The 15,061-nt window shown below is 65.7% G+C and carries 11 protein-coding genes; 6 read left to right on the top strand and 5 right to left on the bottom strand.

Annotated features, from left to right (window positions below):
• The first annotated feature begins 39 nt into the window (after positions 1-39).
• The 3 genes from KBA48_RS21830 to KBA48_RS21820 all read left to right on the top strand — a co-directional run bounded on the left by KBA48_RS21830 (position 40) and on the right by KBA48_RS21820 (position 5,620).
• A complete protein-coding gene (locus KBA48_RS21830; RefSeq protein WP_292910339.1) occupies positions 40-2,661 on the top strand; it encodes a glycosyl hydrolase 115 family protein in 2,622 nt (873 codons plus the stop codon).
• An 85-nt stretch (positions 2,662-2,746) separates the two neighbouring features.
• Positions 2,747-3,991 carry an MFS transporter gene (locus KBA48_RS21825; protein ID WP_292910338.1) on the top strand — a complete coding sequence of 415 codons (1,245 nt, stop codon included), beginning with the start codon at positions 2,747-2,749 and terminating at the stop codon, positions 3,989-3,991.
• A 3-nt stretch (positions 3,992-3,994) separates the two neighbouring features.
• Complete coding sequence (locus KBA48_RS21820; RefSeq protein ID WP_292910336.1) at positions 3,995-5,620, top strand: glycoside hydrolase family 43 protein; 1,626 nt, start codon at positions 3,995-3,997, stop codon at positions 5,618-5,620.
• Positions 5,621-5,800: 180 nt separating this feature from the next.
• Here the strand turns inward: KBA48_RS21820 and KBA48_RS21815 are convergent, their stop codons facing one another.
• The 3 genes from KBA48_RS21815 to KBA48_RS21805 form a co-directional block, all read right to left on the bottom strand.
• Positions 5,801-8,263 (bottom strand): hypothetical protein, encoded by a 2,463-nt coding sequence (locus KBA48_RS21815; protein ID WP_292910334.1) that lies wholly within the window; start codon positions 8,261-8,263, stop codon positions 5,801-5,803.
• Positions 8,264-8,591: 328 nt separating this feature from the next.
• Positions 8,592-9,410, bottom strand: a complete 819-nt coding sequence (locus KBA48_RS21810; protein WP_292910333.1) for a sugar phosphate isomerase/epimerase — start codon at positions 9,408-9,410, stop codon at positions 8,592-8,594.
• Between the two features lie 90 nt (positions 9,411-9,500).
• Positions 9,501-10,403, bottom strand: a complete 903-nt coding sequence (locus tag KBA48_RS21805; protein WP_292910332.1) for a LysR substrate-binding domain-containing protein — start codon at positions 10,401-10,403, stop codon at positions 9,501-9,503.
• A gap of 106 nt (positions 10,404-10,509) precedes the next feature.
• On the opposite strand from KBA48_RS21805, the gene KBA48_RS21800 reads away from it, so the two are divergent.
• Positions 10,510-11,274 (top strand): phytanoyl-CoA dioxygenase family protein, encoded by a 765-nt coding sequence (locus KBA48_RS21800; protein ID WP_292910331.1) that lies wholly within the window; start codon positions 10,510-10,512, stop codon positions 11,272-11,274.
• Between the two features lie 191 nt (positions 11,275-11,465).
• Here the strand turns inward: KBA48_RS21800 and KBA48_RS21795 are convergent, their stop codons facing one another.
• Both KBA48_RS21795 and KBA48_RS21790 read right to left on the bottom strand, forming a co-directional pair.
• The gene (locus KBA48_RS21795) at positions 11,466-12,380 is read right to left on the bottom strand and encodes a LysR family transcriptional regulator (protein ID WP_292910330.1); all 915 of its coding nucleotides are present in this window, start codon (positions 12,378-12,380) and stop codon (positions 11,466-11,468) included.
• Positions 12,377-13,777 carry a coniferyl aldehyde dehydrogenase gene (locus tag KBA48_RS21790; protein ID WP_292910328.1) on the bottom strand — a complete coding sequence of 467 codons (1,401 nt, stop codon included), beginning with the start codon at positions 13,775-13,777 and terminating at the stop codon, positions 12,377-12,379. Before KBA48_RS21790 ends, KBA48_RS21795 begins: the two co-directional genes overlap by 4 nt.
• 155 nt (positions 13,778-13,932) lie before the next feature.
• Between KBA48_RS21790 and KBA48_RS21785 the strand changes: the two genes are divergently transcribed.
• Positions 13,933-14,349: a hypothetical protein gene (locus KBA48_RS21785; protein WP_292910326.1), complete on the top strand. Its 417-nt coding sequence runs from the start codon at positions 13,933-13,935 to the stop codon at positions 14,347-14,349.
• 22 nt (positions 14,350-14,371) lie between these two features.
• Positions 14,372-15,061: sterol desaturase family protein (locus KBA48_RS21780; RefSeq protein ID WP_292910325.1), on the top strand; the 690-nt coding region annotated here is incomplete at its 3' end.

The following is a 15,061-nucleotide window of genomic DNA, read 5'->3' as shown; positions in this document are numbered from 1 at the left end:
GGCAACATCGGCGTCAACGAACGAGGAAACGTCTTGCGGTTGGAAAATCATGCATGCCCGGTCGGTCCGGGCCGCCCTTCTGTCGCCCGCTCCCTGTGCGTGGCGGCTGTCGCGTTGCTGTCGCTGCTGGCCGTGCCGGCGGTCCTGGCCTGTGATACGCCGGTCAGCGTCTGTGCCAAGGAAAAGGCCGGCAGCCTGGCCCTGATCCGGGCGGGGCAGGCGGTGCCGGTCTATGTCGATGCCGGTGCCGACCCGGCGGTGAAACATGCCGCCAACAGTCTGCGCGCCGATCTGGGCCGCGTGGGCGGCAGTGCGGCGGCAGCCCCGGCGACACTGGCGGATGTGAAGGGGCCGGTCGTCATTATCGGCGTTCTGGGCGCCAGCCCCATCATTGACGGTCTGGTCAAGGACGGGAAGCTGAAGCCCGACGGTCTGGCCGGGGAGTGGGAAGGCTTCCGGCAGGTGGTGGTGAACAAGCCCGCACCGGGCATCCCGCGCGCGCTGGTCATTGTCGGGTCCGACCGGCGGGGCGCTGTGTTCGGTACCTATGACCTGTCGGAACGCATCGGGGTGTCGCCCTGGGTCTGGTGGGCCGATGTGCCGGTGACGCGGCGGGACAATCTGTATCTCGTGGCCGGCGCCCGGGCCGACCGGCCGCAGGTGCGCTATCGCGGTTTTTTCATCAATGATGAGGAACCGGCCTTCGGCGGCTGGGCGCGGGCCAAGTTCGGCGGCATCAATGCCGACCTGTATGGCCATGTCTTTGAATTGCTGCTGCGTCTGAAGGGCAATTATCTGTGGCCCGCCATGTGGGCGCCCAAGGCCTTCAACGATGATGATCCGCGCAACATGGTACTGGCCGATGAGATGGGCGTGGTGATGGGCACCTCCCATCACGAGCCGATGACCCGCGCCCAGCATGAGTGGCACCGCAACAAGGATAAGGGCGTCACCGGCGGCCGCTGGGATTACAGCGCCAATGCCGACAATCTGCGCGCCTTCTGGCGCGGTGGTATCGAGCGCATGATGTCGAAGGGCGGCGGGGGTTCTTATGAAAGCCTGATCACCATGGGCATGCGCGGTGATGGGGACGAGCCGATGGCCGAGGATACGGCCACAAAGCTGCTGGAAACCATCGTTGCCGATCAGCGCAAGATCATCGCCGATGTGACGGGCAAGCCGCCCGAGCAGACGCCGCAGCTCTGGGCGCTGTACAAGGAAGTACAGGATTATTACGACCACGGCATGCGGGTGCCGGATGATGTGACCCTGCTGTTCGCCGATGATAACTGGGGCCAGATCCGCCGCCTGCCCGTGGCGGGGCGCGATCCGGTCGACCGGGCCGGCGGCTATGGTGTTTATTACCATTTCGACTATGTCGGCGGTCCCCGGAACTATAAATGGCTCAACACCAACCAGATATCCAAGGTCTGGCAGCAGATGGACCTGGCCTTTGAAAGCGGGGCGCGGAACATCTGGATCGTGAATGTCGGCGATATCAAGCCGATGGAATATCCGCTGGAATTCTTCCTGGACATGGCCTGGAACCCGGCGGCGATGACGCCGTCCGTCCTGTCGTCCTGGCCCGTGCAATGGGCGGCGCAGACCTTTGGCGCGGATGTCGCAAAGGATATCGCCGAGGTGGTGGAGACCTATGGCACCTATTCCTCGCGCCGCAAGCCGGAACTGATCGACCAGGACAGTTTCCCCCTGGGCGAGGGCATGGGGCCGGTGCTGGATGGTGGTGATTTCGGCCGGATGGTGGAGGAATGGCGGGTGCTGGTCGCCAAGGTCGAAAAGATCAAGGCGCGGCTGCGGCCCGACCAGATGGACGCCTATTTCCAGCTTGTCGAACATCCGGTCCTGGCGCTGGCCAACCTGTACGAGATGTATTACGCGGCGGCCTGGAACAAGCGGTTGATGACCCGCAACGACCCGCGCGCCGATTATTTCGCCAATGAGGTGGAGCGCACGTTCAAGAGGGATGCCGACCTGACGGCGCAGTACCATGCGCTGAATGGCGGCAAATGGAACGGCATGATGAATCAGGTCCATATGAGCTATGTGATCTGGCAGACGCCAAGTCAGCAGAGCATGCCCAGCATCAGCCGCGTCTCCCTGGACACCCCGCCCGACCGCATGGCGGCACAGATCAGGTTCACGACCGATCGTAAGGCCGATCCGGTGGTGACCACCCTGCCGGCGTCGAAGTTCGACAAGGCCGTGGGGGCCAAGGGCCTGTCCTGGCAGGTGGTGCCCTATCTGGGGCGCGGGGATGCGGTGCTGGCCCTGCCGCAGGGGCGACCCGCGACGGCACCGGCCGACGGCATGCGCCTGGATTATGGGGTCACCCTGGCCAAGGATGGGGCGGCGGAGGTGCAGCTCCGGCTGTCGCCGACGCTGGATACCACCGGCGGGCAGGGTATCCGCATCGGTGTGTCCATCGATGATGGGCCGGTGCAGACCGTGGTTTCGCACCTGATCCCCACGCCGGGGGCCGCCGCAACGCCCGAACAGGTGGCCTGGGTAGAGGCGGTGAAGAATAACGGCCACACGGTCACGGCGCGTTTCGAGGGGCTGAAGGCCGGACGGCACACCGTCAAACTCTGGCGCATCGATGACAATGCCGTGCTGGAAAGCCTGACCGTCAGCCAGCGCTGACTTTTCTGTTCCTCAGTCGCCGGCGCCGCGGCGGTCGCCGCCGGATCGGTTTACGCTCGGCTGAAACCGCTCTAGGGGGTTTTGAATGGGGTCGCGGACGATCAAGGCGCTGCGCTGGTGGATGATCGGGCTGATCATGCTGGGCGCCATCATCAACTATCTGTCGCGGGCGACACTGGGCGTCGCGGCGCCCACCGTGCTGGCCGATCTGAACATCACGACCCAGGAATATGGCTGGATCACGGGGGCGTTTCAGCTTGGCGTGATGATGCAGCCGCTATGCGGCTATATCCTGGACGTGATCGGGCTGAAGATGGGGTTCGCCATTTTCGCGACGGCCTGGTCGCTGCTGACCATGGCGCATGGGCTGGCCAATAGCTGGCCGGTGCTGATGGGGTTGCGTGGGTTGCTGGGGCTGGCGGAGGGGTCGGCCAATCCGGCGGGCATGAAGGCCGTGGCGGAATGGTTTCCGGCGCGGGAGCGGGGGCATGCGGGCGGCGTGTTCAATATCGGCGCCTCGGTCGGGTCCATGCTGGCCCCGCCGCTGGTGGCCTGGGCCATCCTGTTCTGGAACTGGCAGATGGCCTTTGTCCTGGCAGGTGTACTAGGGCTGGTCTGGGTGGTGGCGTGGCTGAAATTCTATCACCCGCCGGCCACCCATCCGGCCCTGTCGGATGCCGAACGCGCCCATATCGCGGCCGGGCAGGAAAGCCACCTGACGGGCGACGGCACGCGGCCTGCCATTAAGGAATTGCTGAAACGGCGGAATTTCTGGGGCATCGCCCTGCCGCGTTTCCTGGCCGACCCGACCTGGGGAACGCTGGCCTTCTGGATACCGCTTTATCTGACGACGGTGCGGGGCTTTGATCTTGCGGCCATCGCCATGTTTGCCTGGTTGCCCTTTGTGGCGGCCGATCTGGGCTGCCTGTTCGGGCCGACGGTGGCGGCCTTCCTGCACCGGCGCGGCTTCAGCCTGCTGAACGCGCGGCGCGGGGCCTTTACCCTGGGCGCTGTCATGATGGTGGGAATGGCCTTTGTCGGCCGGGTGGAAAGCCCCTATCTGGCCATCGCCCTGCTCTGCCTGGGCGGATTCGCGCACCAGACCCTGTCCGTCACCGTCATCACCCTGGCGTCGGACCTGTTCCGCCGCAACGAGGTGGCGACGGTGGCAGGCATGGCGGGGACCATGGGCAATCTGGGGGTGCTGCTCTTCTCGCTGCTGATCGGCGGGCTGGTGGCCAAGGTCGGGTATGATCCATTCTTCCTGGCGCTCGGCGTGCTGGACCTTGTGGGGGCCGTGCTGCTCTGGACCCTGGTACGGGAGAAATAAGCCATGATCCGCAATCCCATCCTGCCCGGCTTCAACCCCGATCCGTCCATCGTGCGGGTCGGGCCCGACTATTACATCGCCACATCGACCTTTGAATGGTTCCCCGGTGTGCAGATCCACCATTCGCGCGATCTGGTGCATTGGCGGCTGCTGTCGCGGCCCCTGAACCGGGCCAGCCAGTTGAACATGCTGGGCGCGCCCGACAGTTGCGGCGTCTGGGCGCCGTGCCTGACCCATGCGGACGGCCTGTTCTACCTGATCTATACCGATGTGAAGCGTTATGGGCGCACGACCGTGGGCGGGGCGTCGGGCGCGTCGCTGCGCGATTTCCACAATTATCTGGTGACCTGCGACCGCATCGATGGCGACTGGTCCGACCCCGTCCATCTGAACAGCAGCGGCTTTGACCCGTCGCTATTCCATGACGATGACGGGCGCAAATATCTGCTGAACATGCTGTGGGACCATCGGCCCGGGCGCAACCGTTTCGCCGGCATCGTGGCGCAGGAATATTGCCCGAAGACCCGCGCCCTGATCGGGACAGGCCAAGTGATCTTCAAGGGCACGGCGCTGGGCCTGACGGAGGCGCCGCATCTCTATAAACGGGACGGCTGGTACTATCTGCTGACGGCGGAGGGAGGGACGGGGTGGAACCATGCCGTCACCATGGCGCGGTCGCGGAACGTGATGGGGCCGTATGAGCTGCACCCCGACACCTACATCCTCAGTTCGCGCACGCGGCCCGATGCGCCGCTGCAGCGGGCGGGGCACGCCGATCTGGTGGAAACGGCGGATGGTGATACCTATGCCGTCTATCTCTGTGGCCGGCCATTGCCCAACCGGGGGCGCTGCGTGCTGGGCCGGGAAACGGCGATCCAGCGCATGGTCTGGGGCCCCGATGGCTGGCTGCGCACCGTGGATGGGCGGGGGCTGCCGGCCCTGACCACCCCGTCGCCGGGCCTGCCGCCGCATGTCTTTCCGACCCCGCCCGCAAGGACCGATTTCGACGGGCCGGATTTGCCCATCGACTTCCAATGGCTGCGCTCCCCCTTTCCCGACGAACTGTTCAGCCTGAGTGCCCGGCCCGGCTGGCTACGCCTTTACGGGGCCGAAACGATTGGCAGCCAGTACCGTCAGGCCCTGGTGGCGCGGCGCCTGCAATCCTTCTGCGTCAGCATGGAAACAAGACTGGATTACGAGCCAAACCATTTCCACCAGGCGGCGGGGCTGGTCTGTTACTATGGCGGAACGAAATTCCATTATCTCCATGTCAGCCATGATGAGGGGCAGGGAAAGCATCTGCGGGTGATGTCGGCCCTGCCGGACAGCACGCAGGCCGATGCCTTCACCGACCCGATCCCGTTGCCGCCCGGCCCGGTGACGCTGCGGGCGGAGATCGATTATGAAAGGCTGCGCTTTGCCTTTCGGGTGGACGGGGGCGACTGGGTCTGGCTGCCGCAACAGTTCGATGCCAGCATCCTGTCGGATGAGGCGACCAGCCCCGGTGCGCCGAACTTCACCGGCGCCTTTGTCGGCATGGCCTGTCAGGATATGGCGGGCACACGGCTGGCGGCGGATTTCGACTGGTTCGATTATCGAGAGCGGGCGTTTGTGGGCGAGGTGGGGTGAGCTTGTGGGGATGGGGTTGCCCTCACCCTCCCGAACGCTGGCGCGTTCGGGCCCCTCCCTCTCCCGCGTTCGTGGGCGAGGGGCGAAGTTTGGCCGAGAGCCCTATTCCGCCCCTCGCCCGCTTGGCGGGAGAGGGAGGGGCCCGTTGGTGTCAGCCAACGGGAGGGTGAGGGACCAACGTTACGGCCCCGCCACCTTGTCGATGGTCAGGGCCTCGATCATCGCCTCGTTCACCGGGCCGGCGCTGCCGCCGGTGGCGCTGTAGGTGATGTTGGTGGACAGGCCGCTCATGTTGAAAAAATCCTCCAGCGACAGGCGGTAGCGACCGGCGGGCAGGTCGAAGATGGCGCGGGTGGACGGGCGGATCGGGTGTTTGTCGCCTTCCGGTTCGACATGCGGCATCTGGATGATGGCGCTGTGTTTCGTGCCGTCGGCGGCCACCAGGATCAGCCGCTTCACCCCGTTGGTGACGCCGGTGTTCAGCGCGAAGCTGTGATTGTCATAAAGCGTGCCCAGGGCGTAGCGGCCGGCGGTGGGCAGCGTCATCTCCCCCAATTCCAGGGTCTGACCCAACACCGCCTTGCGCCCCACGGCCAGGGTATGGGCGGCATCGCCACGCAGGCAGGCAGGGGCGGAGGGTTGCGAGGCGATGCGGGTGGAGACATGGACCGCAACGACGGAATAGCAGGCGGTCTGGGCAGTGGCGGGCGGGGCGGGGTCGGTCCAGCTCTGTCCCGCCACGTCCCGGGCCAATGTCACCCCGTCGCGCAGGATGCGGTACTTTACCGGCGTCTTGTCGCGCGGCGGTGCGATGTCCAGCCGCGTGGTGCCACCATCACGCCGTGCGGCGGTAATCACCGGGGTCCAGGGCATGAAGGCGTGCGGTTCGGCGTGGCTGACCGCGTCGATCAGGGGAAGGTCGGTGACGGTGCTGCCGGAGGGTAGGGCAGTGCCGAACCGCACCTCGATCCGGTTCACGCCGTCGCGCAGGTGTGCCGCCGTGATCGGTCCGGTGACCGGGTTGCCGTTCAGGCTGACGCCCGCCACGGGATAAAGCGCGCCGGCGGCGGCCTTGGGCGGCAGGATCAGGGCGATCTCAACCTTGCGGCCCGCATATTCCAGATTGGACAGGGTGGCTTCGGCCCCGGCGAAACGGTCGCGTGTGGCGCTGGTCAGGGTGGGGCTGATGCGGACGCCGTCGGCCCTGGCATGCCAGCCGAAGATGGTTTCCACCACCATGCCGTAATAGGCGCCGACGGACCAGAGCTGCCGCCTTGAATTGATTTCCGGCCCGTCATCGAACTGTGACTTGCCCGTCAGCCATTCCAGATTTTCCATGTTGGACAAATGCAGGGCGGCGGCCCGTTCCAGCGCGGCCAGCCCACGATCCACGGCGGCCACATGCCCCGCCTGTGCGGCGGCGCGCACGGCATAGGCGGTAACGAAGGGCCATTGGGCGCGGTTGTGATAGACATATTCGCCCGGCGCCTGCGGCCAGACGACGGACGGGCCGAAGGGTGCGAACGGGTAGCGGTCGAAGATCGACTTGGCCCGGTCCGGCGGCGCCACGCCCGACAGCACGGCCAGCGCATTGCCCAGCAGGTCGTATTTCCCGATCAGGGCCGGCGTCAGGTCGGCGGAGGTGTAGGTGGCATACATGCCGGCCTGCGCATCCCAGAAACCGGCATCGATGGCGGTGGCCAGTGCATCGGCCCAACCATCATAGCGGGCGGCCGTTGCCGTTTCCCCGAATTCACGGGCCAGACGGGCGGCCAGACGCTGTGCCCGATACTGGGTCACGTTGGTGGACAGGGCCTTGCTTTCGGCCAGGGCCGACAGGTTCTGCCGCACCCAGGGGGCGTAGCTCTGTTCGCGCCAGTCCAGGAAACTATGTTCACCATTATAAAGCCCGGCCCGCGTGTCGAAGGCGGCGACACGGTCGGCCTCCAGCGTGCCGCGCAGGGCGTTGAAGGCCTTGGCCGCAAAATCTGCCCGCTCCGCGCCCTGCAGGTTGGCCAGTGCGGCTTCCGCCCCCAATGCCCAGGTGCTGCGGTCGGTACTGACCGGCCAGGAACCGCCGGAGCCGGTATCCTGCACGATCTGCGTCGATCCGGGCGGCAGTTCCGGCGGCACGGGCACGCCGGGACGGAGCGTGCCCGTCTTGAACAGCAGGCTGTCCACCGCGCGGTGTGGGTCCAGCCCCGCCAGACCCAGGTCCAGCGCGTAGGACAGGTCGCGCGTCCAGACATAGTTCCACTTCTCCCCCGTTTCGAAACAGGGGCAGGGGATGGGCTGGCGGTTATTGTACCATTCGTCCCGGATGGAACCGACGCTGGCCAGGGCCGCGTCATCCACCGCCTGGGCGAAAAGGGCGTCGAACAGGCTGTCGCCGGTGCGGACGAAGGGGCCCTTCTCCGTGATCTCCCGGGTGCCTGGCGCCCCTTCACGCTGCGGTGCCGTGCTGGTCAGGCGGAAGGCCCGCGCGCCGGGTCTGCCCGTCACCTCCACACTCACCTGTGCCGGCTTGCCGCCGGGTTCAGCCGGATAGGGGGCGTAGGTGCGTGTCTCAGCCGCATGACCGGACCCGATGCCCAGCAGCGAAAGGGCGGCAAAGGTCAGCATTGTACGGGGGGAGCGGGGCATGTTTCCTCCTTATGGGCCGGTGTCCGGCCCATCCTTCATGCCCCACAACGGATCACATCGCAATTGCACCTAAAGGGGAATGTTTTCACTATATGCTCTTATAGGTGGATTTATTGGTACGGAAGATAAGAAAAATACTAAATAAAAACCGCTATTAAAAATTAATATCAAGGTATATTTGCAAGTTATATTTAATTTATCTGTCTTTTTGCTAAGGGCTGCTTCGGCTTACCGGCTGCCGTGAATACGTATGTGGTGAAAACCGGAAGGCGGGTGATGCTGTCAAAGGGAAGTCCGGAAGGGTGACCAAATCGGATGCGGCGGCCGTTCACGTCCATAAGGCGCGCACCAGATCCTTCAGCCGTTTCGCCTCTTGCCACCGGTCAGTCAGTTCACGGCCGGCTGTGTCCACCACGGCATAGGGTGGGGGGCCGAGTTCGACCATGAAGCTTAAACTGTCTTGCGGTTGCGACTGCTGCCGCCACTGCTGGAAGCCCCGTTTCCACCAGTCCAGGAACAGGTCCAGCCACGGCTGATGATGGCCACCAATGGGGGCTTGCACCTGATGGGCCGTGGCGACACGGCCGTGAAAGGCCTTTGCCTGCCGCAAAATTCGATCGATACCTGCCTGTCTGGCACCGTCGACAGGTAATTCCCACTCTCCGGCAACGACATAATGGCAGAGATCGGCCGTCAGCGGGAGGAAGGGCAGGGCGTCCAGCATGCGCAGGAAAAACGGCAGATCCTGTGTCAGCCGCGCACGGTGGGTTTCATAGAGGATGGGCAGGCCCGCCCGCTCCCGCACGCGCTCCATGCTTTCCACCAGCCGCACGGCGTCCGCCACCCGGTCCAGCGGCCCGGCGATCTGTACATTCAGATGATGGGCGGACAGGGCGGCCGCTTCTTCGGCGAACCGGTCCAGTTCGTCGGCGGTGCGGGCCAGAACCTGCGCCTCCCAGGCCAGCCCGCGTTCATTCATGAAACGCGAGGTGACGGCGGTGCGTTCCTTGCGCACCAGATTGGTGCCGGCCCCATCGAACCCCGCATCCACTATCGCCTGCAGCGCCGTTTCCAGATCGTTCCAGACATCGAAACCGGGGCATTTATCCATGCCCCAGACGGATTGCAGGATCAGAAGCCGGGGCATCGGGAACCCTCCCTGTGGCGGATGCTTCTGCTTGGCTGCTTTATACCCGCCCCGTCCAATCGCAATCGCTCAACAGCTCATGCGCGGATGCTATGACCCGGCCCGAAGACAGGCTTCCGCCTCCTGCCATACGGCCTCGGCCAGCCAGGTAATGGGCGGCGGGGTGGGGCCGATATCGGGTTCCAGCAGGGTGAAGTCGAAGCCGATGGCCGGCCGCACGGGCCGCACCGCCACGCCCAGCCGGCGGAACAGCCGGGCCGAAAACGGCTCGACAATGGCCAGACCCAGCCCCGCCTCGACATAGGCATAGATGGGCAGCGATTGCTGGCATTCCAGCAGCCTGTCGACCATCACCCCATGCGCCGCCAGCGCCGCGTCGATGCCGTTCCACAGAGCGTCGGCCTCATGCATGGGGCCGATGAAGCTCTCCCCGGCCAGATCCGCCACCTGCACCATTTCCCGTTCCAGCAGCCGGTGGCCCGGCGGCAGGGCGCAGACATAATCGGCGCGGATCAGGGGGGTAACGCGGATGCCCTCACGCGGGGGCGTGGCCACACCGATACCCAGATCGGCCTGACCCAGGAACACCCGATCCTCGATGGCGCGTTGGCCCAGCGCCTCCACCGTCACCTTCACCTCCGCATGCCGTTCCCGGAACCGGCGCAGCACGGGGGGCAGGATCGTGGTGGCAAGGGCCGACAGGCAGGCGATGCGCACCGTGCCCACCGGATGCGCCCTTATGCGCCGCGCAGCCTGGGCCAGCAGGTCCAGGCCGGTGAAGGAGCGCTGCACCGCTTCGAACAGGGTTTCGGCCTGTGCCGTGGGATGCACCCTGCCGCCGCGCCGTTCGAACAGCGCAAAGCCCACGGAATATTCCAGATCGGCGATCAGGCGGCTGACCGATGGCTGGGAGATGTTCAGCATGGATGCGGCGGCGGTGACACCGCCGCTCATCATCACCGCCCTGAACGCCTCGATCTGTCGCATGCGCATCGGGACATAGTATTCACGAATGAAGTCGTGATGCAATTCGATTGGATACGATGGCTGATCCGGCCGCAGAATGGTTTCCAACAACAGCCCATAGGAGGAGGAAACCATGAAGTACGAACAGCAGCGCGAGCAGTTCCAGCGTGAAGGCTATGCGATTTTCGAACGCGTGCTGGAAGGCCCGCTGCTCGACATCCTGCGCGCCCAGTGCGGCCGCATGGTGGAGCGGGAGGATGCGCGCCTGGACGCGCTGGGCGTCGATGTCGACGGCATCACCCATCGCGGCAACCGCTATTTCGCGGGCGAATGTCAGCGGGTGCAGCCGGAACTGCGCGAAATGCTGTTCTCCGACGTGATGGCCGACATCTGCCGCGCCACCATCGGCGACGATGCCTATTTCTTCTATGACCAGTATGTGGTGAAGGGGGCCGGCGGCGGCATGTCCTTCAGCTGGCATCAGGACAGCGGCTATGTCGTGGGCAATGGTGGCCCGCCGGACCACAAGCCCTATCTCACCTGCTGGTGTACGCTGGACGACACCACCATCGAAAACGGCACCGTGCGTGTCCTGCCCTTCAGCCAGGTGCCCGCCACGCGTGAGGGCATCGTGCCCCATGTACGCCAGCCCGGCACCAACGATCTGGTCGGCTGGACCGGGGATGAGGAAGGCGTGGTGGTGGAGGTGCCGGCCGGCAGTATCGTCGCCTTCTCCTCCCTGCTGCTGCACGCCACGGGCGCCAACCGCACCGACCGCATGCGCCGCGTCTATCTGGCCCAATACAGTCCGGAAGTGATCCTGAACCCCGGCACGAAACAGTTGCGCCGCAATGCCATCCCGGTGCTGCGTAACGGCAGGCAGGTGACGTTTGCGTGAGGGGGCAATCCCCATTGCCCTCACCCTCCCCCCCGCTGACGCGGGCGGGCCCCTCCCTCTCCCGCAAAGCGGGCGAGGGGCGGAAATAGGCAATGCAGCTTGTTTCACCCCTCGCCCACGAAGTGGGAGAGGGAGGGGCCCATTGGTGCCAGCCGATGGGAGGGTGAGGGCAGCCCAACCGACCTGAACCGTCACCCCGCCGTCACCACGGCCTGTGCCGTTTCCCGCAGCATCCTCACGAAGGCGGTAACAGCCGCACTCTGGCTGCGGTTGCGCAGCAGGTGGATGCCGTCATTGGTCTGTTCGCCCGCCGCCATGGCGTAGCAGGTCAGGGACCCGTCCCGGCTGGCGGCCAGGGCCAGGGACCGGGGAACGACCGTGATGGCGGCCCCCTGCCGCACCACCTCCAGACAGGCCAGGGTGCTGTCCAGTTCGTAATCGGGGAAACTGCGCTGGGCGATGCGGGTGCGGATGGCGGGGGCGAAGCGGTGTTCGCTGCCCGGTGCGGGACGGGGCAGGGCCCAGGGCCGCTGTTCCACCGCCTCGCGCCGTCCCCGCCCCTCGGGCAGGGGGTGGGCAGCGGCGGTGACGATCATCAGCGGCTCGCGCGGCAGGGCGGTCACCACCACCTCGTCGGCATAGGCGGACCCGTCGAACTTGCTGATATCGCAGACGACAAGGTCCAGGGAGCGGTCGACCAGCCCCTGCAGCAGCACGTCCGCCGTGCCGCCCGTCACCGTCACCCGCACCCCGGCATGCGCGGCGCCGAAGCGCCCGATGGTGCGGGTCAGCAGCGGGTTCATGGGATAGGGGCCGGCGCCCACGCGCACCGTGCCGGAACCCGGACGGCTCAACTGGTTGGCGGCACTGTCCAGATTGCCGGCGGCGGCCAGCACGTCCTGCACCGGCCGGATCAGCCGGTCGCCGGCATCGGTGGGCCGGACATAATGGGTGGTGCGGTCGAACAGCACCGCGCCCAGTTCCTCCTCCAGCTTCTGGAGGCTGCGGCTCAACGCCGACTGGGTGATGGCCAGTTCGTCGGCGGCGCGGGCAAAGCTCTGCAGGCGGTACAAAGCCTCGAAATGCTGCAAACGGCGCAGGTTCATGATGCCCCTCCGATGAACAGCCTTGTGATCCAGCCCGTCAGTTTTCCATAGGGGGCGGCCACCAGATGCGACTGGTTGAACCGCCCCATGCGCAGCACGGCGCGGGCATGGGACAGGCGCCGGAACCCCTCGCGCCCGTGATAGGCACCGGTGCCGCTTTCACCCACGCCGCCGAAGGGCAGATCCTCCTGCCCGACATGCAGCATGGTGGCATTCACCGTGACCCCGCCCGACCTTGTGCCGTCCAGCACCTCGGCCACAAGGCGGGCATCGTCGGAATAGCAGTAAAGGGCCAGCGGCTTGGGCCGTTCATTGATGAAGGACAGCGCATCCTCCACCCTGTCATAGGGCAGGATGGGCAGGACCGGCCCGAAAATCTCCTCCCGCATCACCGCCCTGTCGGTCGGCGGGTCGATCAGCAGGGTGGGCGGGAACAGGCGGCGGGCCGGGTCGCCGGGGTCGCGGTGGCGCAGCACCTGCCCGCCCGCATCAGCCACCAATGCCGACAGGCGGGCATGGTGGCGGTCGGTGATGATGCTGGTATAGTCGGGATTGCCCGCGATGGCGGGGTACATCTCCTCCACCCGCCGCATCAGCGTCCGGGCGAATGTGTCCATCCGGTCGCGCGGCACCAGCACATAGTCGGGCGCCACACAGGTCTGGCCGGCATTGAAAAACTTGCCCATGGCGATGGTGCGCGCCGCCTTGTCCAGCGGATAATCGGGCAGGATCAGCACCGGCGACTTGCCGCCCAGTTCCAGGGTGACCGGCGTCAGGTTGCCCGCCGCCGCCTGCATCACGGCCCGCCCGACACGGGTTGACCCGGTGAAGACCAGATGATCGAAGGGCAGGCGGGAAAATTCCGCCGCCACCTCCGCCCCGCCCGTCACCACAGTGACCTGATCCTGCGGGAACAGGGTGGCCAGCAGGGTGTGCAGCAGGTGCCCCGTGCGGGCTGCCAGTTCCGAGGGCTTGATCATCACCCGGTTACCCGCCGCCAGCGCATCGACCAGCGGCCCCAAGGTCAGGAAAAGCGGGTAGTTCCAGGGCGACAGGATGCCGACCACGCCCAGCGGCTGATACTCCACCCGTGCCGACGCCGGCTGGAACGCCAGCCCCGCCGACCGCCGCTCCGGCCGCATCCAGCCCTTCAGGTGCCGACGCACATGCCGGATGCCGTTCAGCAGCGGCATCAACTCGCCCAGTTCCGTCTCCTGCCGGGCGCGGTTGCCGAAATCGGCGCTGACAGCGTCGATCAGGTCGCCCTGGTGCCGGCGGACCAGACGGGAAAGGCCGTCCAGGGCCGCCAGCCGCGCCTTCAGGCCCGGCGCGCCGTGACGGCGGACAGCCTCCTGCTGTCGCGCCAGCAGGCCCTGCAGGTCAGGCACCCCGTCCATCGCGTCCCCCAGACTTGGTTCGATTGCTCATCCCCAACATACATGACCAGCCGCCTGTTCATGCATCCATGGAAGTCATCAGGTGATGATTTTTTGGCACGATCGGCGGGGGGCCTGCCCGAATATCATCGCCCTGTCTTTAAGGGCGGAACCCGATGACACTTCCATATCTGATTGTGGGTAGCACGCTGTTCATCCTGTTCATCATCCTGCTGCACCATCTGCTGGGGCAAAGCCGGCTGAACCGGATGCCCGACCGGGAGGCGGCGCTGGCCCGGTTCCGGGAGATGCAGCCGGATATGCCGGCCACCGGTGCCGCCTTGTCGCGGGACGGGCTGTCGGCCCTGATCGATCTGGGCATGGCCGACCGGTTCGGCCTGCTGCTGTCCATGGGGCACCATGCCACGGCGCGTGTGGTGGGGGCCGGGAACCTGGTTGGCTGGACCATGCGCGACGGGGTGCTGACCCTGTCGCTGGCCGATTTCACGGCCCCGTCCTTCCGCCTGGCCTTCGCCGATGCGGCGGAAGCGGCGCATTGGCGCATGCGGCTGGAAGCGCTTCGTCACAAATAACAACAATATCTGGGAAGAAACGATGCCGGACACTCTGAGCTATCCCGATGTCGCCACCCTGGCCAGCCCGCTCTATCTGCTGCTGCTGGTTCTTGAACTGCTGCTGATGCGCCTGAACCTGCTGCGCGCGCATTACGAGACGCGGGACAGCGCCGCCAGCCTCGCCATGGGGGTCGGTTATGTCATCACGGGGCTGTTTTCCGGCCTGCTGATCGGTGGTGGCATCTCGGCCATCATGTTCTGGGTCTATGACCACCGGCTGTTCGATATCGGCACCTCGGTCTGGGCCATCGTCGCCTGCTTCCTCATCGACGACATGCGCTATTACTGGGCGCACCGGTTCATGCACCGGATCCGCTGGCTGTGGGCGTCGCATGTCGTCCATCATTCCAGCCAGCATTTCAACTTCGCAACGGCCCTGCGCCAGCCCTGGACCGGCGCCATCATGGGGTTGTTCGTGCTGAAGCTGCCGCTGGCCTTCATGGGTTTCCATCCGGCCATCCTGATCTTCGCCTCGTCGCTGAACCTGCTTTATCAATTCTGGATCCATACGGAATCCATCGGCCGCATGCCTTCCTGGTTCGAGGCGGTGATGAACACGCCCTCCCATCACCGCGTTCATCACGGGTCGAACCCCCGCTATCTGGACAGCAACTATGCCGGCACCCTGATCATCTGGGACAAGCTGTTCGGCACCTTCGTGCCGGAGCAG

The sequence above is a fragment of the Niveispirillum sp. genome, assembly GCF_017996735.1.
Lineage (GTDB): Bacteria > Pseudomonadota > Alphaproteobacteria > Azospirillales > Azospirillaceae > Niveispirillum.
Note: the sequence above shows the minus strand (reverse complement) of the source record. Positions and strands in the feature narration are given on the sequence as shown.

Coding starts and splice junctions, on each gene's coding strand:
- KBA48_RS21825 (WP_292910338.1), top strand. CDS start 2,747: ATGGGGTCGCGGACGATCAAGGCGCTGCGCTGGTGGATGATCGGGCTG.
- KBA48_RS21820 (WP_292910336.1), top strand. CDS start 3,995: ATGATCCGCAATCCCATCCTGCCCGGCTTCAACCCCGATCCGTCCATC.
- KBA48_RS21815 (WP_292910334.1), bottom strand. CDS start 8,263: ATGCCCCGCTCCCCCCGTACAATGCTGACCTTTGCCGCCCTTTCGCTG.
- KBA48_RS21810 (WP_292910333.1), bottom strand. CDS start 9,410: ATGCCCCGGCTTCTGATCCTGCAATCCGTCTGGGGCATGGATAAATGC.
- KBA48_RS21805 (WP_292910332.1), bottom strand. CDS start 10,403: ATGCGCATGCGACAGATCGAGGCGTTCAGGGCGGTGATGATGAGCGGC.
- KBA48_RS21800 (WP_292910331.1), top strand. CDS start 10,510: ATGAAGTACGAACAGCAGCGCGAGCAGTTCCAGCGTGAAGGCTATGCG.
- KBA48_RS21795 (WP_292910330.1), bottom strand. CDS start 12,380: ATGAACCTGCGCCGTTTGCAGCATTTCGAGGCTTTGTACCGCCTGCAG.
- KBA48_RS21790 (WP_292910328.1), bottom strand. CDS start 13,777: ATGGACGGGGTGCCTGACCTGCAGGGCCTGCTGGCGCGACAGCAGGAG.
- KBA48_RS21785 (WP_292910326.1), top strand. CDS start 13,933: ATGACACTTCCATATCTGATTGTGGGTAGCACGCTGTTCATCCTGTTC.